29 protein-coding genes and 1 riboswitch are annotated in these 24,275 nt (G+C 39.2%); of the genes, 19 read left to right on the forward strand and 10 right to left on the reverse strand.

Annotated elements, in window-relative coordinates:
- Positions 1 to 77: 77 nt before the first annotated feature.
- Positions 78 to 410, reverse strand: coding sequence for a DUF2642 domain-containing protein (locus tag A6749_RS24250; RefSeq protein ID WP_066398299.1), 333 nt, complete (start codon positions 408 to 410; stop codon positions 78 to 80).
- A gap of 139 nt (positions 411 to 549) precedes the next feature.
- The gene (locus A6749_RS24255; protein WP_066398302.1) at positions 550 to 978 is read right to left on the reverse strand and encodes a YugN family protein; all 429 of its coding nucleotides are present in this window, start codon (positions 976 to 978) and stop codon (positions 550 to 552) included.
- Between the two features lie 140 nt (positions 979 to 1,118).
- On the opposite strand from A6749_RS24255, the gene A6749_RS28495 reads away from it, so the two are divergent.
- The 5 genes from A6749_RS28495 to A6749_RS24275 all read left to right on the forward strand — a co-directional run bounded on the left by A6749_RS28495 (position 1,119) and on the right by A6749_RS24275 (position 4,634).
- Positions 1,119 to 1,286, forward strand: coding sequence for a hypothetical protein (locus A6749_RS28495; protein ID WP_161487169.1), 168 nt, complete (start codon positions 1,119 to 1,121; stop codon positions 1,284 to 1,286).
- A gap of 79 nt (positions 1,287 to 1,365) precedes the next feature.
- Positions 1,366 to 1,611, forward strand: coding sequence for a transcriptional regulator SplA domain-containing protein (locus A6749_RS24260; RefSeq protein WP_066398309.1), 246 nt, complete (start codon positions 1,366 to 1,368; stop codon positions 1,609 to 1,611).
- 16 nt (positions 1,612 to 1,627) lie between these two features.
- A complete protein-coding gene (gene splB, locus A6749_RS24265; protein ID WP_066398312.1) occupies positions 1,628 to 2,653 on the forward strand; it encodes a spore photoproduct lyase in 1,026 nt (341 codons plus the stop codon).
- A 231-nt stretch (positions 2,654 to 2,884) separates the two neighbouring features.
- Entirely contained in the window at positions 2,885 to 3,460 is a 576-nt protein-coding gene (locus tag A6749_RS24270) for a sulfurtransferase TusA family protein (protein ID WP_066398314.1), read from the forward strand.
- 46 nt (positions 3,461 to 3,506) lie between these two features.
- Complete coding sequence (locus A6749_RS24275) at positions 3,507 to 4,634, forward strand: MBL fold metallo-hydrolase (protein WP_066398317.1); 1,128 nt, start codon at positions 3,507 to 3,509, stop codon at positions 4,632 to 4,634.
- A 421-nt stretch (positions 4,635 to 5,055) separates the two neighbouring features.
- Here A6749_RS24275 and A6749_RS28695 read toward each other — a convergent pair whose 3' ends face one another.
- Entirely contained in the window at positions 5,056 to 5,232 is a 177-nt protein-coding gene (locus tag A6749_RS28695; RefSeq protein ID WP_164745649.1) for a hypothetical protein, read from the reverse strand.
- Positions 5,233 to 5,521: 289 nt separating this feature from the next.
- Here A6749_RS28695 and A6749_RS24280 point away from each other — a divergent pair, with 289 nt between their 5' ends.
- The 7 genes from A6749_RS24280 (at position 5,522) to A6749_RS24310 (ending at position 10,119) form a co-directional block, all read left to right on the forward strand.
- Positions 5,522 to 6,298: a sulfite exporter TauE/SafE family protein gene (locus A6749_RS24280; RefSeq protein WP_066398320.1), complete on the forward strand. Its 777-nt coding sequence runs from the start codon at positions 5,522 to 5,524 to the stop codon at positions 6,296 to 6,298.
- 202 nt (positions 6,299 to 6,500) lie between these two features.
- The gene (locus A6749_RS24285) at positions 6,501 to 6,896 is read left to right on the forward strand and encodes a DsrE/DsrF/DrsH-like family protein (protein ID WP_066398322.1); all 396 of its coding nucleotides are present in this window, start codon (positions 6,501 to 6,503) and stop codon (positions 6,894 to 6,896) included.
- A 110-nt stretch (positions 6,897 to 7,006) separates the two neighbouring features.
- Complete coding sequence (locus A6749_RS24290; RefSeq protein WP_066398329.1) at positions 7,007 to 7,396, forward strand: OsmC family protein; 390 nt, start codon at positions 7,007 to 7,009, stop codon at positions 7,394 to 7,396.
- A gap of 77 nt (positions 7,397 to 7,473) precedes the next feature.
- The gene (locus A6749_RS24295) at positions 7,474 to 8,142 is read left to right on the forward strand and encodes a hypothetical protein (protein ID WP_066398332.1); all 669 of its coding nucleotides are present in this window, start codon (positions 7,474 to 7,476) and stop codon (positions 8,140 to 8,142) included.
- Between the two features lie 76 nt (positions 8,143 to 8,218).
- Positions 8,219 to 8,785, forward strand: coding sequence for a peroxiredoxin family protein (locus tag A6749_RS24300; protein WP_066398334.1), 567 nt, complete (start codon positions 8,219 to 8,221; stop codon positions 8,783 to 8,785).
- Positions 8,786 to 8,797: 12 nt separating this feature from the next.
- Positions 8,798 to 9,487: a response regulator transcription factor gene (locus A6749_RS24305; protein ID WP_066398336.1), complete on the forward strand. Its 690-nt coding sequence runs from the start codon at positions 8,798 to 8,800 to the stop codon at positions 9,485 to 9,487.
- Positions 9,488 to 9,510: 23 nt separating this feature from the next.
- Positions 9,511 to 10,119 (forward strand): class I SAM-dependent methyltransferase, encoded by a 609-nt coding sequence (locus tag A6749_RS24310; RefSeq protein ID WP_066398339.1) that lies wholly within the window; start codon positions 9,511 to 9,513, stop codon positions 10,117 to 10,119.
- 123 nt (positions 10,120 to 10,242) lie between these two features.
- On the opposite strand, the gene A6749_RS24315 is transcribed toward A6749_RS24310, so the two are convergent.
- The 3 genes from A6749_RS24315 to A6749_RS24325 form a co-directional block, all read right to left on the reverse strand.
- Positions 10,243 to 10,587, reverse strand: coding sequence for a hypothetical protein (locus tag A6749_RS24315; protein ID WP_066398345.1), 345 nt, complete (start codon positions 10,585 to 10,587; stop codon positions 10,243 to 10,245).
- Positions 10,588 to 10,653: 66 nt separating this feature from the next.
- Positions 10,654 to 11,808, reverse strand: a complete 1,155-nt coding sequence (locus A6749_RS24320; RefSeq protein WP_066398356.1) for an MFS transporter — start codon at positions 11,806 to 11,808, stop codon at positions 10,654 to 10,656.
- 408 nt (positions 11,809 to 12,216) lie between these two features.
- Complete coding sequence (locus A6749_RS24325; RefSeq protein WP_066398359.1) at positions 12,217 to 13,767, reverse strand: ABC-F family ATP-binding cassette domain-containing protein; 1,551 nt, start codon at positions 13,765 to 13,767, stop codon at positions 12,217 to 12,219.
- A gap of 167 nt (positions 13,768 to 13,934) precedes the next feature.
- Here A6749_RS24325 and A6749_RS24330 point away from each other — a divergent pair, with 167 nt between their 5' ends.
- Both A6749_RS24330 and A6749_RS24335 read left to right on the forward strand, forming a co-directional pair.
- Positions 13,935 to 14,411, forward strand: coding sequence for a hypothetical protein (locus A6749_RS24330; protein ID WP_066398361.1), 477 nt, complete (start codon positions 13,935 to 13,937; stop codon positions 14,409 to 14,411).
- Positions 14,412 to 14,501: 90 nt separating this feature from the next.
- On the forward strand, positions 14,502 to 14,684 hold the full coding sequence (locus A6749_RS24335) for a spore germination protein (RefSeq protein WP_066398364.1): 183 nt from the start codon (positions 14,502 to 14,504) through the stop codon (positions 14,682 to 14,684).
- Positions 14,685 to 14,734: 50 nt separating this feature from the next.
- On the opposite strand, the gene A6749_RS24340 is transcribed toward A6749_RS24335, so the two are convergent.
- Positions 14,735 to 16,045 carry a nucleobase:cation symporter-2 family protein gene (locus tag A6749_RS24340; protein WP_066398366.1) on the reverse strand — a complete coding sequence of 437 codons (1,311 nt, stop codon included), beginning with the start codon at positions 16,043 to 16,045 and terminating at the stop codon, positions 14,735 to 14,737.
- The gene (locus tag A6749_RS24345) at positions 16,045 to 16,638 is read right to left on the reverse strand and encodes a xanthine phosphoribosyltransferase (RefSeq protein WP_066398368.1); all 594 of its coding nucleotides are present in this window, start codon (positions 16,636 to 16,638) and stop codon (positions 16,045 to 16,047) included. Before A6749_RS24345 ends, A6749_RS24340 begins: the two co-directional genes overlap by 1 nt.
- Positions 16,639 to 16,815: 177 nt before the next feature.
- A riboswitch (purine riboswitch) is annotated at positions 16,816 to 16,917 on the reverse strand.
- A 209-nt stretch (positions 16,918 to 17,126) separates the two neighbouring features.
- On the opposite strand from A6749_RS24345, the gene A6749_RS24350 reads away from it, so the two are divergent.
- From A6749_RS24350 to A6749_RS24360, 3 genes are all read left to right on the forward strand, one after another.
- The gene (locus tag A6749_RS24350) at positions 17,127 to 18,125 is read left to right on the forward strand and encodes an NAD(P)H-dependent flavin oxidoreductase (protein ID WP_066398371.1); all 999 of its coding nucleotides are present in this window, start codon (positions 17,127 to 17,129) and stop codon (positions 18,123 to 18,125) included.
- A 494-nt stretch (positions 18,126 to 18,619) separates the two neighbouring features.
- Complete coding sequence (locus tag A6749_RS24355; protein ID WP_066398372.1) at positions 18,620 to 19,810, forward strand: glycine C-acetyltransferase; 1,191 nt, start codon at positions 18,620 to 18,622, stop codon at positions 19,808 to 19,810.
- A gap of 31 nt (positions 19,811 to 19,841) precedes the next feature.
- On the forward strand, positions 19,842 to 20,804 hold the full coding sequence (locus A6749_RS24360; RefSeq protein WP_066398384.1) for an L-threonine 3-dehydrogenase: 963 nt from the start codon (positions 19,842 to 19,844) through the stop codon (positions 20,802 to 20,804).
- Between the two features lie 34 nt (positions 20,805 to 20,838).
- Here A6749_RS24360 and selD read toward each other — a convergent pair whose 3' ends face one another.
- Positions 20,839 to 21,891 carry a selenide, water dikinase SelD gene (gene selD / locus A6749_RS24365; protein ID WP_084797968.1) on the reverse strand — a complete coding sequence of 351 codons (1,053 nt, stop codon included), beginning with the start codon at positions 21,889 to 21,891 and terminating at the stop codon, positions 20,839 to 20,841.
- Between the two features lie 146 nt (positions 21,892 to 22,037).
- On the opposite strand from selD, the gene A6749_RS24370 reads away from it, so the two are divergent.
- Positions 22,038 to 22,277 (forward strand): Rdx family protein, encoded by a 240-nt coding sequence (locus A6749_RS24370; protein WP_407937519.1) that lies wholly within the window; start codon positions 22,038 to 22,040, stop codon positions 22,275 to 22,277.
- An 82-nt stretch (positions 22,278 to 22,359) separates the two neighbouring features.
- Here A6749_RS24370 and A6749_RS24375 read toward each other — a convergent pair whose 3' ends face one another.
- Positions 22,360 to 22,761 (reverse strand): Hsp20/alpha crystallin family protein, encoded by a 402-nt coding sequence (locus A6749_RS24375; RefSeq protein ID WP_236719723.1) that lies wholly within the window; start codon positions 22,759 to 22,761, stop codon positions 22,360 to 22,362.
- A 100-nt stretch (positions 22,762 to 22,861) separates the two neighbouring features.
- On the opposite strand from A6749_RS24375, the gene selA reads away from it, so the two are divergent.
- Positions 22,862 to 24,271, forward strand: a complete 1,410-nt coding sequence (gene selA, locus A6749_RS24380) for an L-seryl-tRNA(Sec) selenium transferase (RefSeq protein ID WP_066398403.1) — start codon at positions 22,862 to 22,864, stop codon at positions 24,269 to 24,271.
- Positions 24,272 to 24,275 lie beyond the last annotated feature (4 nt).

The raw sequence follows: 24,275 nt of genomic DNA on the forward strand, positions 1-24,275 counted from the left end.
TACTTACAGCGTATGTCGGTAGAATTTATGAGTATAGACAAACATGTAATTTTCGGCTATTTTTTTATCAGGTTATCTTACCTGCTTTCGTGTATATTATGACTTTCGTGTCGATCGTGACTTTCGTGTCTTTCATGCCTTTCACTGGATTCCTCAAATTCTTCACCCATTGGCATGAAACCGAATGGTCCCATAGGTCGTCTGCGTTCAGCGCGGCGGATCGCTATCACTTCCTCTATACGAATAAATAATTTGAACGGGCGCCCTCCTAAGCGATGATCTTCCAGAACTAGCACATCTGTTCCAACACTAAGAAGCTTACCTTCAAAATTGCCTTGTCTGGTTATAACCACCACTTCACGATGCAAAAGTTCAACCGCAGCTTGATGGAACGTTTTTTCATCCTTCATTTACCATCCCCTCCTCTCAGAAATAGTAAATGCAAAACTTAAGAAAATGGGAGTGTTTTTGCCATTAAATTTTAAAAATTTGGCTTGTTTTAAAATAAAAAAGCAAGAGCAAACTTTTTCAGTGCTCTTGCTTAATGAACTAGGAGCTAAGTAATCCGGTCATAGAATTCAAAATTCGTTCAACCGTTTCTTTACCTGCTTGTTCCCATCTGCTTTTATCATAAATATATCCATCCTGGTCCACTGGATCTTGAAATTGAGCAAGTCCGGTTGTGGCGGTCACAAATGAATTTTCATCGTGGTCCAGTCCTACATTTACGACGTGTTTAATGACGAATGGTGCGCCAAATTCGATTTGCGCACTAGAATGGTCCAATTCCCCATCTACGACATAAATCGGAACACGCAAATAGATGGATTCCCCGCCATCCCGCCATAAAAGGGCATCAAATTTTCCTTGATGGTAATCAAAATTACTGCAAAAACTACAGCCGAAGGAATCAAATACACTTCGCGCTGCCCCAAAATTAGCTTGTTTCCCTTCAATAGGCGTTTGTAATAAAATCATTACGATTCACTCCTGTATTTAGTCTGGTACTATTATTTACCAAAATATAATTCCCATACAGGTCTAATGGATGTCTTTTAAAAAAGGTCGAATAACTTTCCAACGATAACGAATCCTATTTAACAGAGGGGGTGAACAACTTGAAGGAAAAGAATAATAATAACTCAAAAGCTAAAGCCGTCTATCAATCTGGTTCAGGCTCGGAATATCATGAAGAACACGCTGGAAATGTTACTGGATATGGAGAAATAGACCCAAATGCAGAGGGATTAACTAATATGAAGGACAAAAATTCCTCCTCCTCTTAATTTTTACGCCCTTTTGCGGCGTTTTTTCTTTGTGTTAAAGGTACTGTTTTTTCCAAAATACGCTAGGATGGTGAAGATCATGGAAGTAAACAACAATGGCACTCCCTACAATCCGGGAGATATTGTTTATGTTTTTTATCGCAACCCACATACACAGGATGTGGCCAACGTTCAATCAGCCGCAGTTGTGAATCATCCGGATCAGCCGGATCAATTGGCATTATTTTTATATGAGACCTATTATCCATTGACAAATGATACAGCTGTTTATGCTAGTGAGGCTGACGCTATTCAGGCTTACGAGCATTATTTCGGTGAGTTTTAATGGAGGAATGTCTTTCATGAAACCATTTATACCTCAACTCGTATACTTTGAACCGAAAGCTTTAGAATATCCGCTCGGTGCCGAACTTAAAGAAAAGTTTGAAAAAATGGATGTGGAAATTCGTTATACAACATCCCATAATCAAGTAAGAAACCTGCCAGGGGAAAATGATTTTCAGAGGTACCGGATTGCCAAGTCCACTTTAGTCGTGGGTATAAGAAAAACGCTAAAATTTGATACCTCAAAGCCATCCGCAGAATATGCGATTCCGTTTGCGACCGGATGTATGGGGCATTGTCATTATTGTTATTTACAAACGACGATGGGAACAAAGCCATATATACGAACGTATGTGAATGTGGATGAAATTTTGGAAGCGGCTGATCAATACATGGAAGAACGAGCTCCCGAAATCACGAGATTTGAAGCCTCCTGTACCTCGGATATTGTTGGGATTGATCATTTGACACATTCGTTAAAGCGGGCAATCGAACATTTTGGGAAAACAGATCTGGGCAGGCTCCGATTTGTTACCAAATTTCATCATGTAGATCATTTATTAGATGCCAAACACAACGGGAGAACAAGGTTCCGCTTTAGCGTTAATGCAGACTATGTTATTAAAAATTTTGAACCTGGTACATCACCATTGGCTAAACGGATTGAAGCAGCTGGGAAAGTGGCGAGGGCAGGGTATCCATTAGGGTTTATTGTCGCGCCAATTTATTTGCATGAGGGATGGGAAGAGGGCTATTATCATCTATTTGAGCGTCTGGATGCTGAACTGCCGATGGATGTCCGTAATGATATTACATTTGAATTTATCCAGCATCGCTTTACCAAACCAGCGAAAAAGGTAATTGAAAAGAACTATCCCATGACTAAATTGGAATTAGATGAAACAGCAAGGAGATACAAATGGGGAAAGTATGGAATCGGCAAATATATTTATCAAAAAGAGGAAGAAGAGGATATCAAACAACATCTTCATTCTTACATGGAAAAGTTCTTTCCAAAGGCTAAATTGGAGTACTTTACGTAAATCACCGATGAACACACGATCTTTCAGATGAAAAATTGTGTGTTTATTTTCTCTTAAAGATACTTAATAATATGGATCTTTATTAATAAAGAGAGGCTTTTACTTTTTTTATTGACAATATACCTATCTGGGTATATCATAAGTGTTGTTCGAGGTTTTACTATACAATTCCTCAGATAAATTTTTTTAATGTTAACAATACCCTCGTGGGTATATAAATAGGAGGAAAAAATGAAGAACATAGAAGCAAATGTAGTATTAGATGCAAAAGGTTTGTCTTGTCCAATGCCAATCGTGAAAACAAAAAGGGCAATGGATCTTCTCGAATCAGGTCAAGTATTAGAAGTTCAGGCTACAGATAAAGGCTCAAAAGCTGACATTAAAGCATGGGCTGACAGTACAGGAAATCAATATTTAGGAATCATTGAGGAAGGCGAGGTGTTGAAGCATTATCTTCGTAAATCCTCAAACGAAGAAACAAATGACAAGAAACACCCTAATATGATCAATAATGAAGAGTTTGAAAAAAAGCTGGAAGAAAATGATAACATCGTGGTTCTGGATGTTAGGGAAACAGCGGAATTTGCTTTTAATCATATACCTAGTGCTATCTCAATACCATTAGGTGAATTAGAACAGCGAATTGGCGAATTAAATAAAGATGCTGAAATCTATGTCATCTGCCGTACAGGTAACCGTAGTGATTTAGCGGCACAAAAATTAGCGGATAATGGATGTACAAATGTAATCAATGTGGTGCCAGGTATGAGCCAATGGACTGGTAAGACAAAAGGGATTGATCAATAACCAATTTTTTTTAACAAAAATAATACCATAGGGGGTAAAGTGGAAAATGACTGTAAACGTAATGACGGCAAAAGAAGTAACAAAAAAGATTTTTAATAAGGAAGAATTGTTTATTCTGGATGTACGGAATGAAAGTGATTTTCAAGATTGGAAAATAGAAGGGGAGAACTTTGACTATTTAAATATTCCTTATTTTGAACTATTAGATGGAGTGGAAGGGATTCTCGACCAAATTCCTACTGATAAAGAAGTTCTCGTTGTTTGTGCGAAGGAAGGCTCATCTGTCATGGTTGCAGATATGCTGTCTGAAGCTGGATTAACTATTTCTTACTTAGAAGGCGGCATGAAGGTATGGAGTGAGTATCTTGAGCCTGTTAAGGTCGGCGATTTGAATGATGGAGGAGAGATCTATCAGTTTGTTCGAATCGGAAAGGGCTGTTTATCCTACATGGTTGTTTCTAATGGGGAAGCTGCACTGATTGATGCAACACGAATGATCGAAACCTATATTCATTTTGCCGAAAAGCTCGGCGTGAAAATCAAACATGTATTTGATACACATCTTCACGCAGACCATATTTCAGGTGGACGTGTAATCAGTGAAAAAACTGGGGCGCAATATTGGCTGCCACCAAAAGATGCAACTGAAGTAACTTTTGACTACCAGCCATTAGAAGATGGCAATGATGTAATAATTGGAAAGACAACTATCAATATTCATGCTTTATATTCCCCAGGTCACACAATCGGCTCCACTTCCTTTGTAGTCGATGAAAAATACCTGCTTTCTGGTGATATTTTATTCATTGATTCCATCGGAAGACCTGACCTGGCTGGAAAAGCAGAGGATTGGGTCGGGGATTTGCGGGAAACTCTTTATAAACGTTATAGAGAATTATCAGAAGAGCTTCTTGTTCTTCCTGCACATTTTATGATTATCGATGAGCTTAACGATAATGGTACCGTTGCACAAAAATTAGGTACATTGTTTGCGAAGAACCATGGCCTTAATATTGACGATGAAGCGGAATTTAAAAAATTAGTAACCGAAAACTTACCGCCACAGCCAAATGCTTATCAAGAAATTCGTGAAACAAATATGGGTAAAATAAATCCAGACCTCGACCAGCAGCGGGAAATGGAAATTGGACCAAACCGTTGTGCTGTTCGATAAGCTAGGCAATTTTAAAAGGAGTACCGGTGCTAGAGTACCCTTACTGTGAACTTAAATAAGTGGAGGATCGTTATGCTTAAAATTACACCAGCGGCTATATCAGCTATAACCAATGAAGTGCAGGATCTTATTGATGAAGGTAAAAAGCCGCTTATCCGTTTATCTATGGGGATTGGCTGAGGGGGACCACAGCTTCGTCTGGCTCTGGAAGAGTCAGCTTTAGATAGTGATGAAATCACTGAACAAGAAGGAATTCAATTTTTAGTTAACGAAAGAGACAAAGTTTATTTTGACCATACAAAACTTGATTATGTTAAAACCTTATTTGGTGGCGGACAATTTAAATTGCTCCGAGTGTAGGGATTTTACAATCATAAATAAAAGAGGCAGACCAACATCTGCCTTCTTTTTTGGGAAGTTTTTAAGAAATCTTATAAGTTTCAATATATGTTTCTAATGCCGGATGAAACTCTTTGTGGTAATGGTTTTCCGGGCATGATTTAATGACAATTGATTGTAAAGGTTTTGAATGTTTTGTTTCCAATACTTTTTTACATTTAGGGCAATGTTCCATAAAGAGGTTTTTAAAAATGCTCATTTTTATCCCCCTATCCCTCTAATTCCTATAGTTATACTATGAATTATAGTCTATTTACGGAAATTTACAATAGATTATTGAATTATTTTTATAGTATTTATTGAAAAAGGTAAGGGTGAGAATTTAATATTTACTTGGTATCGAATGACTAAGTCGGCACGAGTCCCTGGAATCAATTATAATGAATGTGTATCTCAAATTTTAAATACAGTTTATAATAGGTTTGTGAAAACTTGTGGTGGGGGAATTAGAAAAGTTCCTTTTCTACAGAAAGAAGGTAAAGGACAACATGGATATTAGTTTAATCATAACGCTCTTCCTGCTTGGCTTTATAGGATCCTTCATTTCAGGAATGTTAGGCATAGGCGGAGCCATCATCAACTTTCCGATGTTGTTATATATTCCTGCAATGCTTGGAGTTGGACATTTTACAGCGCATGAAGTTTCCGGAATTACCGCTATACAAGTTTTCTTTTCGACAATCGGCGGGGTTTTGGTCTATCGTAAGGGCGGTTTTTTAAATAAAACCCTTATCGCCTACATGGGAGTCAGCATTTTGCTTGGCAGTTTCATAGGTGGATTCGGTTCAACCCATATGCCGGAAAGCGGCATTAATATCGTCTATGGCATTTTAGCATTGATTGCCGTCGTTATGATGTTTGTTCCTAAAAAAGGAATTGATGACATTCCTTTAGACCAGGTAAAATTTAATAAATGGCTTGCAGCGCTTTTAGCCTTTATTGTGGGAATTGGGGCAGGTATTGTCGGGGCAGGCGGCGCATTCCTGTTAGTACCGATTATGCTTACGGTATTAAAAGTTCCTACAAGAATGACGATTGCTTCTTCTTTAGCAATTACCTTAATTTCATCCATCGGTTCAGTTGCCGGAAAAATTTCTACTGGGCAAGTTGAAATTCTTCCGTCGCTAATTATCGTGATTGCCAGCTTAATAGCTTCACCAATTGGAGCAAATACAGGGAAAAGGGTTAATACAAAAGTATTGCAAATGGTAATGGGAGTATTAATTTTCGCTGTCGCGGTTAAGGTATGGCTGGAAATTTTATAGGGGCACGGCAAATTTCGTTCATGTCATTTGCAGACGGTTTTTCTTTAATCCTTATTCCGGTCTTTTTATGGCCACCAAAAAAAAACAAGAAAAAGTACCAGTGAACATATAGAGAAAAATGCTTTGACAATATAATTTTTTTAGTTTACTATATACCTATAGGGGTAGTGGTAATAAAAAATCTCTGAGGAGGATCTAAACAATGAATAAGAAAGTAGCAATTATCGCAAGTAATGGTGGGTTATTTGATGCATATAAGGTGTTTAACATCGCAACGGCGGCTGCAGCAACCGATCAAGAGGTAGCGATTTTCTTTACTTTTGAAGGATTAAATTTAATCCATAAAGAAGCACATAAACAGCTTTCAATGCCAGCAGGTAAAGAACATTTCGCAGAGGGTTTTGCTAAAGCAAATGTACCTTCCATTCCGGAGTTAGTCGCAATGGCTCAAGACTTAGGCGTTAAATTTATCGGCTGCCAAATGACTATGGATGTCATGGGATTAGATACGAAAGACTTTGTAGACGGTGTCGAGGTTGGCGGAGCAGTTACATTTTTAGATTTTGCGAAAGATGCTGATGTTACACTTACATTTTAAAAAGACGAGCGCTTGGATGAAAAAAATGCCAAGCGCTTTTTATATGCTTAATACAATCTTAACAATTGTATGAGAGGATATAACCATAAATTTATGAGGGGGAATTAAGAATGTTAAAGTACTCATATAAAAATGGTGTTACGATTCTTGAAACAAATTACAGTCCTTTACATGTTTCGTCTGATCCTTCAAAGGGGCACAGGCCATTTGAATTATTGATTTCTTCCATTGTCGGGTGCAGCAGCGGAATTTTATATAAAATTTTAAAAAAGAAAAGGATGAAGGTTGAGGCAATTCAAATCCAATCAAATGTTGAAAGAAACAAAGAAGTGGCTAATAAAGTAACCGAGATTAGTCTGTTTTACATCATTGAAGGAACAGATCTTAAGGAAGAACAAATTAAAAAATCTATGGAGCTGGCTTTTAAAAATTGCGCGATGATTCAATCAGTTAAAGATAGCATTAAAATAAACGAGTCATTTGAAATCATTAATCAATAAGATCACCTTCGCTTATTATACCCCTTGTAGTATAATAAGCGAAAAGGAGCTTTAATAATGTATTAAAGGGGGGCCTTATGCAAGTAATTCAAATAGGTTCTTTTGCAATTTTGCTTAAATGGCTGCTGCTAGGGTCAGCCGTAATTGTTGGGCTAAGCATAATGTGGCTGTGGCTAAGGCGGACTCAAAAAAGAGAACTACATAAAAAAATAATGGACCTATTATATAATAGTTTATTTTCAGGATTTGTAATTTGGAAAGTGAGCTTAATTTTTCTTGAACCATCGTTAGTAATAAAAAGCCCATTCTCATTACTGTATTTTACAGGCGGAAGAACGGGGCTGGTTCTAGCTATTATCGGCTCCATCCTTTTCTTTCTAATCCAAGGAAAGAAAACAAATACTCCAAATCTGTTAAACCTGCAATCCGGATTCATTTTTAGCTTTTCTGTCGTTAGTGTGTATCACATCTTTGCCTTAATTTTTCTAAACGAGAACAATATTAATCATTACGCTTTAGGATTGCTTATTGCTTTAATCGTAATGATCTTCTATTTTAAGACACATTTATTGACCCAGCAGCGAATATTCTCCATTGTCATTTTATTTTCTTTTTTAAGTCTTTTTTTATCTTTTTTCGGAGGTAATTCATCCGCCAATTCATATTTATTTTCAGCCGAGGAGTGGTTTTACATTGGCAGTATAATTGTTTCAGTAAATATGTGGGATAAAAAGTCCATCGCTTAACCGTTTCTTAACAATTATATGAGAAAAATATTGAAAACATTTGAAGCTGATTTTTCCATCTTAAGGAGTGAAATAAGTGTTAAAGAAAATAACTGCCATAATTATTCTTTTCGGATTGATAGGATGGGCTATTTACGATCAAGCCTCTAAAACAACAGAAGCTGAAAAAAAAGTTCATGTCAGTAAGCAAGATGTTCAAAAATCTGTGAAAATTGGATTTCAAGAGGGTAATAAAGCTCCTAATTTTCAATTAAAGACGTTAGAGGGGAAAGATGTACAGTTATCTGATATGAAGGGGAAGAAATTGATTCTAAACTTTTGGGCGACCTGGTGTCCGCCATGTAAAGCGGAAATGCCCCATATGCAAAAGTTTTATCAGGACAATAAAGGAAAGAATGTTGAAATCTTAGCTGTTAACTTAACAACAGCGGAAAAAAATCCAAATGGGATTGATAAGTTCGTAAAGGATTACGGTCTGACTTTTCCAGTCTTACTTGACAGTACGGGAGAAATAGGAGATGCCTATCAGGCCTTCACGATTCCAACAAGCTATATTATTGATACGAATGGTATAATTTATAAGAAAATAGTAGGTCCAATGGATAAAGAGATGATGACCGAACTTATGAAAAGTATAAATTAAAGTGGTGTTTTAATGAAAAGTCGGGGGAAATCTATCCTTGTGGTTGATGACAATAAAGACATTCGAAATAGGATAAAGCAAGAGCTGGAGAATGCTGGTTTTCAAGTGATGGAGGCAGCTAATTGTAAGGATGCGAAAGAGATTTTTCTAACTTATGATCCCTGCTTTGTAATTAGCGAGGCTGAGCTGGATGATTTGAACGGCTTTGAACTATGCAGCTGGATTCGCACTAAGCAGAAGAGTGCCATCCCGATTGTATTTGTTTCGCAATTAACTAGTGATGAAGATAAGATCAATGGGTTGAAAATTGGCGCCGATGACTATGTGACTAAGCCATTTAACTCGCGCGAACTGTTAGTAAGGGTTGAAACGGTGCTAAGAAGGACCGCTCATCGATGCAACAAAATCACATTTAGAGAAATTACGCTGAAACCCCTTAAAGGTGAGGTGAAATATCAAGGAATAGCGATTTCTTTAACCCTTCACGAATTTAAGCTGCTTTACTTTTTAATGCGCCATCCAAATCAAACATTATCAAGGCAGCAGATTTTAGATGAACTTTATCCGAATGATCATAAAATGGTTTCAGAACGAACGGTGGATGTTCACATTTTAAAGCTAAGGGAAAAGTTCAAAAATCATTTAGAAGAAGAGCTAATTGAAACAGTAAGAGGTATTGGGTATCGGTTTATTGCATTTTAATTTTATAAAAAGGTGAGGTTAAAATGAATCATTGGAATGATCGTTTCTCAAATGAGAATTACATGTATGGAACGGAACCTAATGTGTTTTTAGCTGAGATGCAAAAAAAGCTGCAATTAAATGGTAATGCATTGGCGATTGCAGAAGGCGAGGGGCGGAATGCCGTTTTTCTTGCACAGCAGGGAATGAATGTCACGACATGGGACTATGCGGAATCAGGACTTCAAAAAACAAAGAAGCTAGCGGCATTAAAAGGGGTAACGGTTAATACAAAACTTGTTGATTTAAACGAAGCAGAGTGGGAATCCAATCAGTGGGATGAAATAGTTTGTGTTTTTGGTCATTTTCCAACTGATTTACGTAAAAAAACTCTTCAAGGTGTGAAGGGAGCTGTAAAGCCTGGTGGGTATTATGTGACGGAGGTTTATTCCCACTGCCAAATTCCTTATAAGAGTGGCGGCCCTAAGGAATTGGATTTTTTATATCGTCCTGAGGAATTTATCGAGACTTTTTCTGATTGGCGAATCGTTCATTTTTTTATGGGTGAGGTTATACGTCATGAAGGCGAGCTGCATAATGGATTGTCACATGTTATTCAATTTGTTGGGCAAAAACCAGAAAAACAGCCTTAATTGAAGAGGTTTTTTGTTTTGTTTGCTGTGTATAGTCTTCAATAGAGTTGATTGAGGACAATAACCTAAATAAATGAAGAAAAGGCTTTTGGGTTATCCCAAAAGCCTTTTCTTATTTAAGCTTTAATTTTCGACAGAAGGCGAGGTCGCGCTTTCATCCCAATATTTCAACATGTCCATTTTAGATGTGGGGATTTCTTCTGTAATATTTCCCTCTTGGTCCCTATAGACCTCATATTCCTGATACGTTTCCACGATATAGCCGTCGATCTTTTCGGTTTTCTCCAATTTTTCCACAAGCTCCGGTTCTTCCTCGGACGGCTGAATGCTGGCTGGCTCTGCTATTACCGGCTGGTCAGCCGTATAGGAATAGTTAATATTCAAAAATGAGTACGGCGAATCAAGATAGGCAACAAAACCGATTGTGAGCAAAAGACCCAGTATACTTGTAAAGGTAGTTAATTTCATTCTCCCGGCTCCTTTAACCAAATGAATATTCGTACTCATTCTATGCTAGTCCATTTCGTAAAATTACTAGTTCGTGGAAATTACCTTGGGCCGAAACAACAGAAATAGAACAAAGGCCACGATCGTAATAATCGCACCAGAGATATACGGAAAGCCAATCGAGATTGAAAACAGCCAGCCCCCGAGCGGCGGACCAATAATCCGTCCTAAAGAATCGAAGGAAGATAACAGTCCTGTTGAACTTCCATGACCAGTAGTAGATGTTTTCGTTAACAGGGAAGAAACACTTGGTCGAATGACGCCGTTTCCTAGTCCAAAAATCGTTAAATAAATCGCGGCGGTGGTAAAGTTATGTACGAGTAAAATTAGCCCGAAACCAATCGCCGAAACAATCATCCCGCCTTGAATAACGACATTTTCCCCATATTTCTTCGTCCATTTTCCAACTAAGCCACCTTGAACAATCGCGCTGCCAAAGCCCATAATCATGAAAATATAACCAAGCTGTACGGATCCAAGTCCTGCTTTTTTTGCGGCAAAATAAGCGAATGTTGCTTCCAAACCTGAAAGGGATAAGGATATAAATAATTGCACAATGAATAACACCGAGCTCGTCCCACTAAACGCACTCCAAAACGATGTCTTCTTATTCTCGGAATTGCTTTTTCCATGTTTGGATTCCTTTAATAAAATCATAACTAGAAACAAAGTGATAAATGATGAGGCACTGGCAATATAGAATGGCATACTTAAGCTAATCTTCGAAAAGATTCCGCCTATTGCTGGTCCAAATACAAAGCCTAACCCTGTTGCCGCACCGACAATCCCCATTCCTTTTCCACGGTTTTCTTCAGTCGTGATATCAGCAACATAGGCCATCGCGGTCGGCATATTGGCGGACGAAAGAATTCCGCCTATAATTCTAGCGACAAATAGCATCCAAAGTTGAGTAGAAATCGCTTGGATAAAAAAAGATAGTGCCAATCCTGCGATTCCAATCATCATCACCGGTTTTCGTCCAATTCGGTCAGAAACCCGTCCCCAAATTGGAGCAAAGATGAGCTGCATAAGAGAATATACGGACATGAGCAGGCCAAGTTCCGTCGGATTTGCCCCGATTTCTTCAGCGTAAAACGGCAGTACGGGAATAATTATACCGAAGCCCACCATTACCAAAAACATGACCACAAATAAAATCGGTAAAGCTGATTTTGTCTGCAAGGGAAGATCCCTCCTTAAAAAAATACTAATAGATAACTATACACTTCTTTTAAAAGCCCATTTATAATTATCACCTAGCTTGCCAGGACTATGCAACCCCGAAAACTTAGTTGCTTATATTATAGCCGTATAAAACATACAAATGTGGTAAGAGACAAATTAGACAAGGGGTCCGTACATTTATGCATGAAATCATAAAGGTATTTTCATCAATTTAATCAGTGATATTGACAACAAGTTAATATTAGGGACTGTTTTAAGAAGGTATTCCCATCTAAATATCACCTTTCTAGCTGTCATTGTACTAACCATCATTGTGGTGATAACCGGCCTTATTTCCTATTTAAACTACCGCCGGATTACAATTAGGTAAAAAGGGCTCCAATTTGTATTGGAACCCTTTCCTAATTAATTCGCATTCGCCCATTCTTCCACATTCCAAACCTTCGTCACCCAATCCTCATAAAAGTCCGGTTCGTGGCAGACGAGAACAACCGTTCCTTTATATGATTTTAATGCTCGTTTTAATTCTGCCTTGGCATCGATATCAAGATGGTTTGTCGGTTCGTCGAATAAGATCCAGTTGCTTTCCGTCATCATCAGCTTGCAGAGCCGCACCTTAGCTTGCTCGCCTCCGCTCAACTGACTCAATGGGCGGGAAATGTGTTCGTTCTTTAAACCGCAACGTGCGAGAGCAGCTCGTACCTGATGCTGATCCATATGCGGGAAGGCATTCCAAACATCATCAATCGGTGTGATATTCTCAGCTTTTACTTCTTGCTCGAAATAAGAAGGGAATAGAAAGTCACCGTGTTCTATTTTTCCGCCGAGAGGATCAATTTTTCCAAGCATGGTTTTTAGCAATGTTGATTTACCGACCCCGTTGCAGCCAATAATGGCGACTTTTTCCCCGCGCTCAAGTGTCATATCCATTTTCGGAAGAAGCGGGTGGGAGTAGCCGATTTGCAGTCCCTCAGCTTCAAAAACGTAGCGGCTGCTGCTGCGGGATTCCTTAAATTCAAAGGTTGGCTTCAAAGCAGTTTCTGGACGGTCAATCCGCTCCATGCGGTCTAACTGCTTTTGCCGGCTTTTAGCACGGCCGGTTGTGGAGTAACGGGCCTTATTTCGGGCTATGAAATCCTCTTGTTTCTTGATGAAATCCTTCTGCTTTTCATAGGCGTTAATATGCTGATTTTTTGTAATTTCCGCTAGCTCAAGGAATTTCTCATAGCTCGCCGTGTAGCGGGTAAGTTTTGAGAACTCTAAATGAAAAATTACGTTTGATACTTGGTTCATAAACTCGGTATCATGCGAAATTAAAAGAAATGCATATGGGTAATCCTTTAAATAGGATGCCAGCCAGCGAATATGTTCGACATCCAGATAGTTTGTTGGCTCGTCGAGAAGTAATACTTTTGGCTGCTCCAGAAGAAGCTTTGCCAGGAGTACCTTTGTCCGCTGACCGCCGCTTAGCGCTGCGACATCCCGGTCCAAACCAATGGCATCAAGCCCAAGGCCTCTTGCTGCTTCTTCAATCTTAATATCTAATTCATAGAAACCGCCAGCATCTAGGGCATCTTGAATTTCTCCCATTTTTTCAAGCAGAACCTCAAGTTCTTCTGGTGAGGCATCAGCCATCTGGGCTGCCACTTCATTTAATTCTTTTTCTTTCTCAAACAAAGGAAGAAAAGCGTCGCGAAGTACATCACGCATCGTTTTTCCTGGAGTCAAGACAGTATGCTGATCAAGGTAACCGTAATGAACACTAGGCGTCCATTCCACACGGCCGCTATCGTGAATCAGCTGTCCAGTTATAATATTCATTAGTGTCGATTTACCAACACCGTTAGCTCCAACAAGACCAATATGATCCTCAGCCAATAAACGGAAGGAGACGTTTTTAAACAACGTTCGATCCCCAAATGTATGTGATAAATTTTCTACATTTAATAAGCTCATTTTTTCTTCCTATTCCTCGCTTTACTCAAAAGTCAATCATTCTTTCATCATACTAAAATTTTGAAACTTCGACTAGATTTTTTCGCGGAAAAAATATTGGGAATTCAAATGGATGAATAAGTTTTCTAGTGTTTAGGGAAAGTTAAAGAAAAAAAGGATAAAAATTTATGATCGGATTAATCGTCGCGATTCTTGTTTTTAACTTCATAGCCTTTAGGACCAATAAACTTCTATCGGCCAATCAAATTGTTCATATTTGGACATTTTCAATTGCTTTGCAAACGAGCTTTGACATGTATATGGAGTGTAAATATCAAGGTTATTGGTATTTTAAGAAGGAAATTGAATTTTTAGGGCTGCTTCCACACTTATTTTTAATTCCTCCGGTAAATATCATTTTTTTAAATTGGTTTCCGTATAAAGCCAAACGGTCCAAACAAATTATGTATCTTGCCGGGTTCGTAATCGCCATACTGATGTATGAGGTGATAACCCTGCTCCCGGAACCATGGGGGTATTTTCATTATGGTTGGTGGGGGCTTTGGCATACAGCCATTATCGATCCTTTGTTATTAATTATTTTATTACGATATTATAAATGGATATGCCGTTTGGAAAAAACAGCTGTTTTGAATGGTAAATAACTATATTTTTCGCTTCTAGTATAGCCGTTTAAACAATTGGCTGCGCTTGTACATATGATATAAAAATAAACAAGAAAGGAGGAATGATGATTGGCACGAACTCCATTTGGGGTAAATATTGGCACTATTTCCGGTGGGATTGTGAATTTTGATGGGGCAGTTGCCATTGCTCCGATTGAGGTTTCAAAATCGGTATCAGGTTCAGGTGGAGGAAATTCCGGCTTAATTATAGTCACCACTAACGGAACTAGCACTACTATCAAGAAGCCATAGAAATAAAAGTAGACGGAGCCTTATGCCAGCTCCGTCTACATTAATTGTTATTAAGATACTTTAAGAGATTGTTCAGGCTGCTGTTTCATTTGTTTAACCGGTTTTATTACGTTAAAGACAATATTCAGAAAGATAGCTGTTAAACTTCCGGCAACAATCCCGCTGTTTGTGAAAATTTTTACACTTTCAGGAAGCGCATCAAATAAATTGGGGACGGTAGTAACGCCTAAGCCAACACCAACAGAGCAAGCAATGATTAATAAATTTTCCTGTGATGAAAAGTCCACTTTGCTCAGCATTTTAATACCTGAAGCAATCACCATACCAAACATCGCTACCATCGCACCACCAAGCACCGCAGTCGGGATGACGGTTGTTAAGGCGCCGATTTTTGGCAAAAAGCCTAGAAAAACAAGCATGCCGCCCATAAAATAAATTACACTTTTGTCCTTAACACCAGAGAATTGCACTAAACCTACGTTTTGAGAATAGGTAGTGTAAGGGAAGGAGTTAAAGAACGCTCCAATAACACTTGCTAATCCTTCTGCACGGTAACCTTTGACTAGATCTTGTTCACTTAATTTACGACCGGTTATATCCGCAAGAGCAAAATAAACCCCAGAGGATTCAACAAGACTAACAATCGCCACAAGCGTCATCGTAAGAATTGGCGCCAGGTCAAATGTAGGTGCAGCAAAATGCAATGGCGTCACCATATGGAACCATGATGCATCGTTGACAGATGTAAAATCAACTTTTCCCATGAACGCTGCGGCAATGGTACCAGCGATTAAGCCGAGTAAAATGGAAATGGCACGAATAAATCCTTTAAAGAAACGGTATAAAACAATAATAAATAATAATGTTCCAAATGCTAAAGCGATATTAGAAACAGCACCGAAATCAGGGCTTCCTTGGCCGCCAGCAACATTGTTCATCGCCACGGGGATAAGGGTCGTTCCAATAATTGTGACAACAGATCCAGTAACAACCGGAGGGAAGAAGCGAATCAATTTCCCGAAATATTTCGCAATCAAAACAACGATGATGCCTGAAACTAGAATCGATCCGTAAATGGATGAAAGTCCGTATTGCTCGCCAATCTTAATAATGGGTCCTACAGCGGTGAACGTACAGCCAAGAACAATTGGCAGGCCAATCCCAAAGAACCGATTCTGCCAAACCTGCAAGAGGGTTGCAATCCCACTTGTTAAAATATCTAGTGAAACTAAAAAGGCTAATTGTTCATTCGTAAAATTCAGAGATTTACCGATAATTAAGGGAACAATAACAGCTCCGGCATACATTGCTAAAACATGCTGAATCCCAAGAGAAGCGGTTTTAAATGGATGTTGTTTCATTAGATCAATTCCTCCGCTTTTTCATGTTTAAAAATCACTTTACCATTGGAAAGGGCGGCGATTTGCGCCAATGATTCCACTCTAATGCCAAGCTCCTTCAATTTTTCAGCACCATCCTGGAAGGACTTCTCAATAACAATTCCTATCCCCGCTACATGAGCTCCACTCTTCTTCACAATCTCGATTAATCCAAGTGCCGCCTGCCCATTTGCTAAAAAATCATCGATAATTAAAACATTGTCATCTTCGTTCACATATTTTTTTGAAATAGAAATCTCGTTTGTTTCGTTTTTTGTAAAAGAATGTACTGAAGCAGTAAGCAGCCCTTCAGATAATGTCAGTGATTTTCTTTTTCTGGCAAAAACTACCGGAACGTTTAAATATAACCCGGCCATTACCGCTGGGGCAATCCCCGAAGACTCAATCGTAACGATTTTAGTAATACTTTCATTTGAAAATCGGCTGGCAAATTCCTTTCCAATTTCCTGCATTAATTTAGGATCAATCTGGTGGTTTAAGAATGAATCCACTTTTAACACATGCTCGGATAATGCTTGACCATCTTGTTTAATTCTTTCTTCTAATAGTTCCATATTAACCTCCAAAAGTTTTGCTGTTGTAGAAACCTTTAGTTACAGCACATATAAACATTTATCATGTACAAAAAAAGCCCAAAGGTATTGCTTCACTACAAAATTGAGTGAGGCAATGACCTTCGGGCTTTATCCGAAAGGAATAGGAAGGAAGACCGCTGAAAAAATAATTCAACGGAATTTTCATTACCCACTCATAGTCGGATTGTTAACGGCAATCCGGTAGAAACTTGCGAGCCATATTCCCGCGATTATATGAGTGAAACATATGAATTTGATATCCACATTATAAAACCCGATGAAGCGTAAATCAATCCTTTTTTAGCAAAAAACGAATGCAGACTTTTAAAAAGATGGTTTTGTTCGTGTTTTGCAAACATTTTCAATATTGATAGAATGCGGTTTAAAGAACGATTGAATACCCATTCATTTTTGTGTAAAATAAAAATATAGTTTGTTCTGAAAATTCTAAACGAAGAGGTGTTGTTATGAATAAATCAATTCCCGGTACCTGGTTAGAACAATTACGATTGCCCGTCATTGCTGCCCCGATGTTTTTGGTGTCAGGCACCGAATTAGTAAAAGCTTGCTGTTTGAATGGTGTCATCGGATCTTTTCCGGCACCGAACGCTCGGCCGATAGAAGTTCTTGATCAATGGATGGGAAGATTGAATGAAGAATTACAAGAAGCTCGAGCGCAGGAACCTAGCCGTAAGATTGCGCCGTGGGCGATGAACATGGTGGTACATAGTTCCTACAGTCGTCTTCAAGAAGAGTTAGTCTTAATAAAGAAACATCAGCCGCAATTAGTGATTACATCATTAGGGAGTCCGAAGCAGGTTGTCGAAATTGTTCATGAATATGGTGGTCTTGTATTTTCCGATGTGAGTGATGTGAAATTTGCAAGAAAAGCAGCTGAAGCTGGGGTGGATGGGCTGATTTTGGTAGCCAGCGGTGCAGGCGGGCATGCCGGACAAATTAATGGTTTTGCGTTTGTTGATACGGTTCGCAGCTTCTGGAACGGGATTATCGTGTTAGCCGGATCGATTTCCACAGGAAAGGGGATACTGGCCGCGCAAGCAGCCGGTGCCGATCTCGCTTATATGGGCACACGGTTTATTGTGGCAACAGAGAGTATGGCTAATGATGAATATCGAGAAATGCTGGTTAACGCAACACAAGAGGATATCATTTTAACCGATGCTTTTTCTGGCGTAAATGCCAATATGCTGAAACCTAGTATCAGGAAGGCAGGGCTTGATCCTGAGACATTAGTACGTAAAGAGAAAGTAGATTTCAATGATATGCAAAGGGACACGAACGCAAAGGCCTGGCGCGATATTTGGTCCGCGGGCCATGGAGTCGGAGCGATTGACTCAATCGAATCTGCCGCAGATATAATTTTTCGGTTAGAGGATGAATATAAAAGGGCTTTAGAAACAATCAATCAAAACGCGGCAAGAATAATTGGGATTCAAGCTAAATAACGAAGTGACGGAGGCAGTCTAATTTTTAGGCTGCTTTTTCTTATTTGTGGTGTAGGCGGGTAAAATTTTTAAATTGACGGGTAAATCCCGTATTTAGACGGGTAAAATCAATTAATTGACGGGTAAATCCCAAATTCAGACGGGTAAATTCGGAAATCGAGTAGAGATTAAGATAATCGAAGGGTAAAAACAAAAAAGTGATGGGTAAAATCGAAAAGTTGACGGGTAAATCTCCTTATTCAGCGGATAAACAAAATAATCAAACTGAAAAATGAGGCATTTACAACCGTTAAAATGGGATAACCTAATAAATGAAAAAAATTTGCAAATTTGTCCTCTTGACATGAACATTTTTAAAATAATATGATAAAGTATAAGTAAGAAATCCTTATATATTGCGGTTTTTTGAAAAAGAAACTGTCCGCCTGAGGTGGACAATTGTTCTTTTGGCAACGACACAATGGAGTACATAGAGAAAAAAGGAGGATTTGACCATGTCAAGTCATATTCTAGAGCAATTTTTAAATGAAAATCTCGAAGATTTAAAGGGAAAAGGCCTTTATAACGTGATTGATCCGCTTGAAAGCCCAAATGGCCCAATCATTACAATTAACGGTAAAGAGCTTATTAACCTATCATCAAATAACTATCTTGGATTAGCGACAGACGACCGTTTAAAAAAGGCAGCAGCCTACGCCATGGAACAATACGGTGTTGGAGCCGGTGCCGTTCGTACGATCAACGGAACTTTAAAGCTTCACGTAGAACTAGAAGAGAAATTAGCAGAATTTAAGCATACCGAAGCGGCAATCGCTTATCAATCTGGTTTCAACTGTAATATGGCGGCCATTTCCGCTGTCATGGACAAAAACGATGCCATTTTATCCGATGAATTAAATCACGCATCGATTATCGACGGCTGCCGACTTTCCAAAGCGAAAATCATCCGTTTTAATCACTCCGATATGGATGACCTTCGTGCAAAAGCAAAGGAAGCAAAAGAATCTGGCCAGTACAACAAAATCATGGTCATTACCGATGGCGTTTTCTCAATGGATGGAGACATTGCATTATTACCGGAAATCGTTAAGATTGCGGAAGAATTTGACCTAATCACTTATGTTGACGATGCCCATGGGTCCGGTGTTCTTGGCGATGGGGCAGGAACTGTGAAACATTTCGGACTTTCCGATAAAATTGATTTCCAAATTGGCACATTGTCAAAAGCAATCGGTGTTGTTGGCGGTTACGTAGCAGGTAAGAAGAATCTAATTGACTGGTTAAAAGTGCGCAGCCGTCCATTTTTATTTTCTACATCGTTAACACCAGCCGATGTCGCTGCAAGTAAACGGGCAATCGAAATTCTAATGGAAAGCACAGAGCTCAATCAAAAACTGTGGGAAAACGGCAACTATTTGAAAAAAGGCTTAAAGGAGCTTGGCTTCAATATTGGCAACAGTGAAACTCCGATTACTCCTTGCATTATCGGGGAAGAAACGAAGGCGCAAGAATTTAGTAGGCGTTTAATAGAGGAAGGGGTTTACGCTAAAGCCATCGTTTTCCCAACTGTACCTAAAGGAACAGGAAGAGTCCGCAACATGCCGACAGCTGCCCACACAAACGAAATGCTTGACCAAGCCATTTCCATTTACGAAAAAGTCGGTAAAGAAATGGGCATTATTTAAATAGATTATCTAACAAGGACGGGGAACATCGATGAAGCGAATACTAATCACAGGAGCGCTGGGACAAATAGGCTCAGAGCTCACGTTAAAACTTAGAGACCTTTATGGTGCCGACAATGTTATTGCCACAGATATTAAGAAAAATGACAGTGAAGCGGCTTTAAGCGGTCCGTTTGAATTATTGGACGTAACCGACGCGAAAAAAATGGTAGACATCGCAAAAAAACATAAAGTTGACACCGTCATGCATTTAGCCGCTCTATTATCTGCTACAGCTGAATCAAAGCCGGTATTTGCGTGGAATTTAAATATGGGCGGGCTGTTAAACGCTCTTGAAACAGCTAGGGAAGTAAAAGCTCAATTTTTTACCCCAAGTTCCATTGGCGCGTTTGGTCCTTCTACTCCTAAGGACAGTACCCCACAGGATACAATTATGCGTCCAACAACTATGTATGGGGTAAACAAAGTAGCAGGTGAACTATTGGCTGACTACTATTATCATAAATTCGGCGTTGACACTCGCGGTCTCCGCTTTCCTGGGCTCATTTCCTATGTGGCATTACCAGGCGGCGGAACAACTGATTATGCAGTTGAAATTTACTATGAAGCGGTGAAAAATCGCAGGTACACTTCTTATATTGATAAAGGCACTTACATGGACATGATGTATATGCCAGATGCCTTAAATGCAATTGTCGACTTAATGGAAGCTGATTCAACCAAGCTTATTCACCGCAATTCTTTTAATGTCAGCGCGATGAGCTTTGATCCGGAGGAAATTGCCGCGAGTATCGCAAAATATATTCCTGGGTTTAAAATTTCATACAATGTTGATCCAGTAAGACAGAAAATTGCCGAAAGCTGGCCAAATTCGATTGATTCCACTGCCGCGAAAGAGGAATGGAGCTTCAAATGCGATTACGATTTAGATAAAATGACACAGGACATGATTGATAAATTAAGTCAAAAACTAAGGTTAAGAATTTCCGGCTGACGAAAAAACAGCGAAGCACTTCAATGCTTCGCTGTTATCTTTTTACATAAATCAATTTGTCTTGTTTTTCTAATACACGTCCGATAATAGAGGCATGGGCTAATCCTTTTGAACGAAGCGCTTGTACATAAGGCTCAGCAGCTTCAGCAGGAATCGAAATCAGAAGCCCCCCGGATGTAATGGCATCACATAAAACTAATTCTTCTTCAGGTAGAATATCCTCATATACTACATCGTTCTCCAGCCATTTTTGATTTGACTTGGATCCACCAGGAACAACACCATCTTTGGCCAACCCTACGGCACCTTCAAGTATCGGCACTTGTGAGAAAGAAATTTCAAAGCTGACATTACTTCCCCTAGCCATCTCGCTGCCATGGCCAAGCAGTCCAAATCCGGTGACATCAGTAACTGAATGCGGCTGGTAAGCAGTCAGCGTTTCAGCTGCCGTTTTATTGAGCATCGCCATCGTTTCAGTAACAAGCTGTTCTTGTTCTGGTGTAACAGCACTCCGTTTGATTCCGGTCGTTAATATTCCGACGCCGATTGGTTTTGTTAATACAAGGACATCACCAGGTTTGGCGCCAATGTTTTTCCAAAATTTGTTCGGATGAACAATTCCTGTAACGGACAGGCCGAACTTAGGTTCTTGATCATCAACTGAGTGTCCGCCAACAGTCAGGGCACCGGCTTCTTTTACCTTGTCAGCGGCTCCCCGCAAAATGTCCGCCAGCATATCCGCTCCAAGCTTCTTAATAGGATAACCAACAATATTCAAAACTGTTTTCGGCTCGCCGCCCATTGCATACACATCGCTCAAAGCATTGGCTGCGGCAATTTGCCCGAACATATATGGGTCATCGACAATCGGGGTAAAATAATCGACTGTTTGGATCAGGGCAATGGAATCAGTTAATTGATATACTCCGGCATCGTCACTCGTTTCATTTCCAACAAGCAATTCAGGGACCGGGTCTTGTTTTGGTAATTGACGCAAAACTTGCGTCAGGTCTTCAGGACCAATTTTACAGCCTCAACCAGCTTTCGTAGATAACGAGGTTAGGCGAATTTTCTCTAATTCACTCATTATATGTACACCTCCACTCTTAGTAGTATACCTTTAACTAAGTGAAACTGCACGACAGATGCAAACAATTTGCAAATGCTTATTTACCTGGGATACAATAATCACAACTAAATACATATATAATTACAAAGTTTGGAGGACTTACCATGAAAAAATTTCATGTCGTTGTTGAATTTTGCATGATGTGAAACTACGCACCGAAAGCCGCGAGTTTCGCGGAAGAATTGATTACACATTTTAGACAGAATATTGAAAGATTCGAATTGATTCCAGCTTCCGGCGGAATTTTTGAAGTCACGGTTAATGGAGAGAAAATATATTCTAAAGACGAAACAGGTCTTTTTCCGGATGAAGATGAGATTATTCAAAAAATGGAATCATTATAAAATGGAGGTCCTCAGAATAAACTGGGGATCTTTTTGGTAATCTGTAAAAATATTATGTAAACTGAATTCAAAAAAAGAATTGCTACGGCAAGGTGATATAGCGATTTTTTCCTAAGCCATTCTGTGTCTTTGATATAAAAATTTCTAATATACCATTTTGAAAAAAAGCAGTTACACAATGATGGATAATCTTGAAAGGGAAATGAATCGTACGTTCCTTTTTTGGAAATGGGGAAGTTAGAGATGCATGTTTTTGTGCGGTAATCAATAAATTTGTATTTTCAATCCTCACTTTGATTTCGGAACTAACGTAATCTTTTAAGACTGCTTCGACGATCCAGTGATCATCTGTTTCATATATATCAATTTTAAATAACGTATGGTCATCGTGCTCCGTTTTCGGGTCAAGAAAATAATCACGTAACCACTGATCCATGCTATCAAAATCAGGTGAATGATTGTGATTTATATTTTTCTCATCCAAAGCCAGCGCCTCCTTGCTCGTTTCAGTTTATTCATACAGTAAGAAAACGTGAAAGATGGTATAATAGGTCGAAAGAAGGATTTGTAAAGGAGTTTTGTTTGTGAAGGAAACCCTACGATCATTACCGCCAGTTCACGAACTGCAACATCATCCTGCATTTCTTGCCCTCTTAAAAGAAACCGGCCTCGAAGTTGTGCAGCTGACGAAATATTTAAAGGAAAAAATAGATCAAATAAGGCAGAAAATCATACATAACCAATGGACAGGTACAATGCCTGGAACAGATGCATTTATTGACGAGTTATTCATCCTGTTGCACCAATCTGTGACAAAACAGATGTCCTATACAATTGAAAGAGTTATTAATGCTACTGGAACAATTTTGCATACAAACCTTGGCCGGGCCCGGCTTAGTGAATCAGCGATTAATCATGTCATGGAAACGGCCCGAAGTTATTCGAATCTTGAGTATAAACTTCTTGAAGGGGAACGCGGTTCACGTCACAGTCATGTAGAAGAGCTTATAAAAGAAATTACTGGAGCCGAAGCCGCGATGGTTGTCAATAATAATGCGGCAGCCGTTTACTTGGTGCTACGGGCACTAGCTAATCAAAAAGAAGTAATCGTTTCAAGGGGACAATTGGTAGAAATCGGCGGTTCCTTCCGAATTTCTTCTATTATGGAGGAAAGTGGTGCGAGACTGGTGGAAGTTGGAACAACCAATAAAACTCATCTTTATGATTATGAAAATGCACTAACAGATGACACGGCGATGGTCATGAAGGTTCATACAAGTAATTTCAAGGTAATTGGTTTTACTCATTCAGTATCAACAGAAGACCTTGTTCAACTTAGTAAATCAAATGGTAATATCATTTTTTATGAAGACCTTGGAAGCGGTGCTTTGTTTGACTTTAGGAAGCATGGTATTGGTGAAGAGCCGGTTGTCAAAGAGGTAATTGAAATAGGGGCAGATATTGTAACCTTTAGCGGCGATAAGCTGCTTGGAGGCCCTCAGGCTGGGATTATTGCTGGAAAAAAAACATTCATAGACCTCCTAAAAAAACATCAGTTAGCGAGAGTGGTTCGGGTAGATAAAATGACGCTTGCTGCACTGGAGGGTACATTACTAGATTATGCCCGTGGTGAAAATGCAATGCGTCATATCCCGACAATCCGTGATTTATTAGTAACTGTTAATGAATTAGACGAAAGATCTCATATTTTTGTTACAAAATTGTTACAAAAAACTAAATCCTTTGGGGCAAGAATTTTTTCAGATGTGAGTCAGGTAGGCGGGGGAACAATGCCTGATGTTGAGCTGCCGACTATGGTAATCGCACTAAGGCATCACTCTTTGACTGCCGAACAGCTAGGAAGAAAATTACGAACGGACGTTAAACCGGCCATTGTGGGCAGAATCCAGAAAGAGGATTACCTTATTGATTTAAGGACGGTTGCGGTGGAGGAAGAAGATTTGCTTCTTGAAGCGTTATTCAATATTGCATAAAGAA

It is taken from the genome of Neobacillus mesonae (assembly GCF_001636315.1).
GTDB classification, from domain to species: Bacteria; Bacillota; Bacilli; order Bacillales; family Cytobacillaceae; genus Neobacillus; species Neobacillus mesonae.

Excerpts from the sequence above, each read along its gene's own strand:
- A6749_RS24250 (WP_066398299.1), bottom strand. The coding sequence starts at position 410 with ATGAAGGATGAAAAAACGTTCCATCAAGCTGCGGTTGAACTTTTGCAT.
- A6749_RS24255 (WP_066398302.1), bottom strand. The coding sequence starts at position 978 with ATGATTTTATTACAAACGCCTATTGAAGGGAAACAAGCTAATTTTGGG.
- A6749_RS24260 (WP_066398309.1), top strand. The coding sequence starts at position 1,366 with ATGGAAGTAAACAACAATGGCACTCCCTACAATCCGGGAGATATTGTT.
- splB (WP_066398312.1), top strand. The coding sequence starts at position 1,628 with ATGAAACCATTTATACCTCAACTCGTATACTTTGAACCGAAAGCTTTA.
- A6749_RS24270 (WP_066398314.1), top strand. The coding sequence starts at position 2,885 with ATGAAGAACATAGAAGCAAATGTAGTATTAGATGCAAAAGGTTTGTCT.
- A6749_RS24275 (WP_066398317.1), top strand. The coding sequence starts at position 3,507 with ATGACTGTAAACGTAATGACGGCAAAAGAAGTAACAAAAAAGATTTTT.
- A6749_RS28695 (WP_164745649.1), bottom strand. The coding sequence starts at position 5,232 with ATGAGCATTTTTAAAAACCTCTTTATGGAACATTGCCCTAAATGTAAA.
- A6749_RS24280 (WP_066398320.1), top strand. The coding sequence starts at position 5,522 with ATGGATATTAGTTTAATCATAACGCTCTTCCTGCTTGGCTTTATAGGA.
- A6749_RS24285 (WP_066398322.1), top strand. The coding sequence starts at position 6,501 with ATGAATAAGAAAGTAGCAATTATCGCAAGTAATGGTGGGTTATTTGAT.
- A6749_RS24290 (WP_066398329.1), top strand. The coding sequence starts at position 7,007 with ATGTTAAAGTACTCATATAAAAATGGTGTTACGATTCTTGAAACAAAT.
- A6749_RS24295 (WP_066398332.1), top strand. The coding sequence starts at position 7,474 with ATGCAAGTAATTCAAATAGGTTCTTTTGCAATTTTGCTTAAATGGCTG.
- A6749_RS24305 (WP_066398336.1), top strand. The coding sequence starts at position 8,798 with ATGAAAAGTCGGGGGAAATCTATCCTTGTGGTTGATGACAATAAAGAC.
- A6749_RS24310 (WP_066398339.1), top strand. The coding sequence starts at position 9,511 with ATGAATCATTGGAATGATCGTTTCTCAAATGAGAATTACATGTATGGA.
- A6749_RS24315 (WP_066398345.1), bottom strand. The coding sequence starts at position 10,587 with ATGAAATTAACTACCTTTACAAGTATACTGGGTCTTTTGCTCACAATC.
- A6749_RS24325 (WP_066398359.1), bottom strand. The coding sequence starts at position 13,767 with ATGAGCTTATTAAATGTAGAAAATTTATCACATACATTTGGGGATCGA.
- A6749_RS24330 (WP_066398361.1), top strand. The coding sequence starts at position 13,935 with ATGATCGGATTAATCGTCGCGATTCTTGTTTTTAACTTCATAGCCTTT.
- A6749_RS24340 (WP_066398366.1), bottom strand. The coding sequence starts at position 16,045 with ATGAAACAACATCCATTTAAAACCGCTTCTCTTGGGATTCAGCATGTT.
- A6749_RS24345 (WP_066398368.1), bottom strand. The coding sequence starts at position 16,638 with ATGGAACTATTAGAAGAAAGAATTAAACAAGATGGTCAAGCATTATCC.
- A6749_RS24350 (WP_066398371.1), top strand. The coding sequence starts at position 17,127 with ATGAATAAATCAATTCCCGGTACCTGGTTAGAACAATTACGATTGCCC.
- A6749_RS24355 (WP_066398372.1), top strand. The coding sequence starts at position 18,620 with ATGTCAAGTCATATTCTAGAGCAATTTTTAAATGAAAATCTCGAAGAT.
- A6749_RS24360 (WP_066398384.1), top strand. The coding sequence starts at position 19,842 with ATGAAGCGAATACTAATCACAGGAGCGCTGGGACAAATAGGCTCAGAG.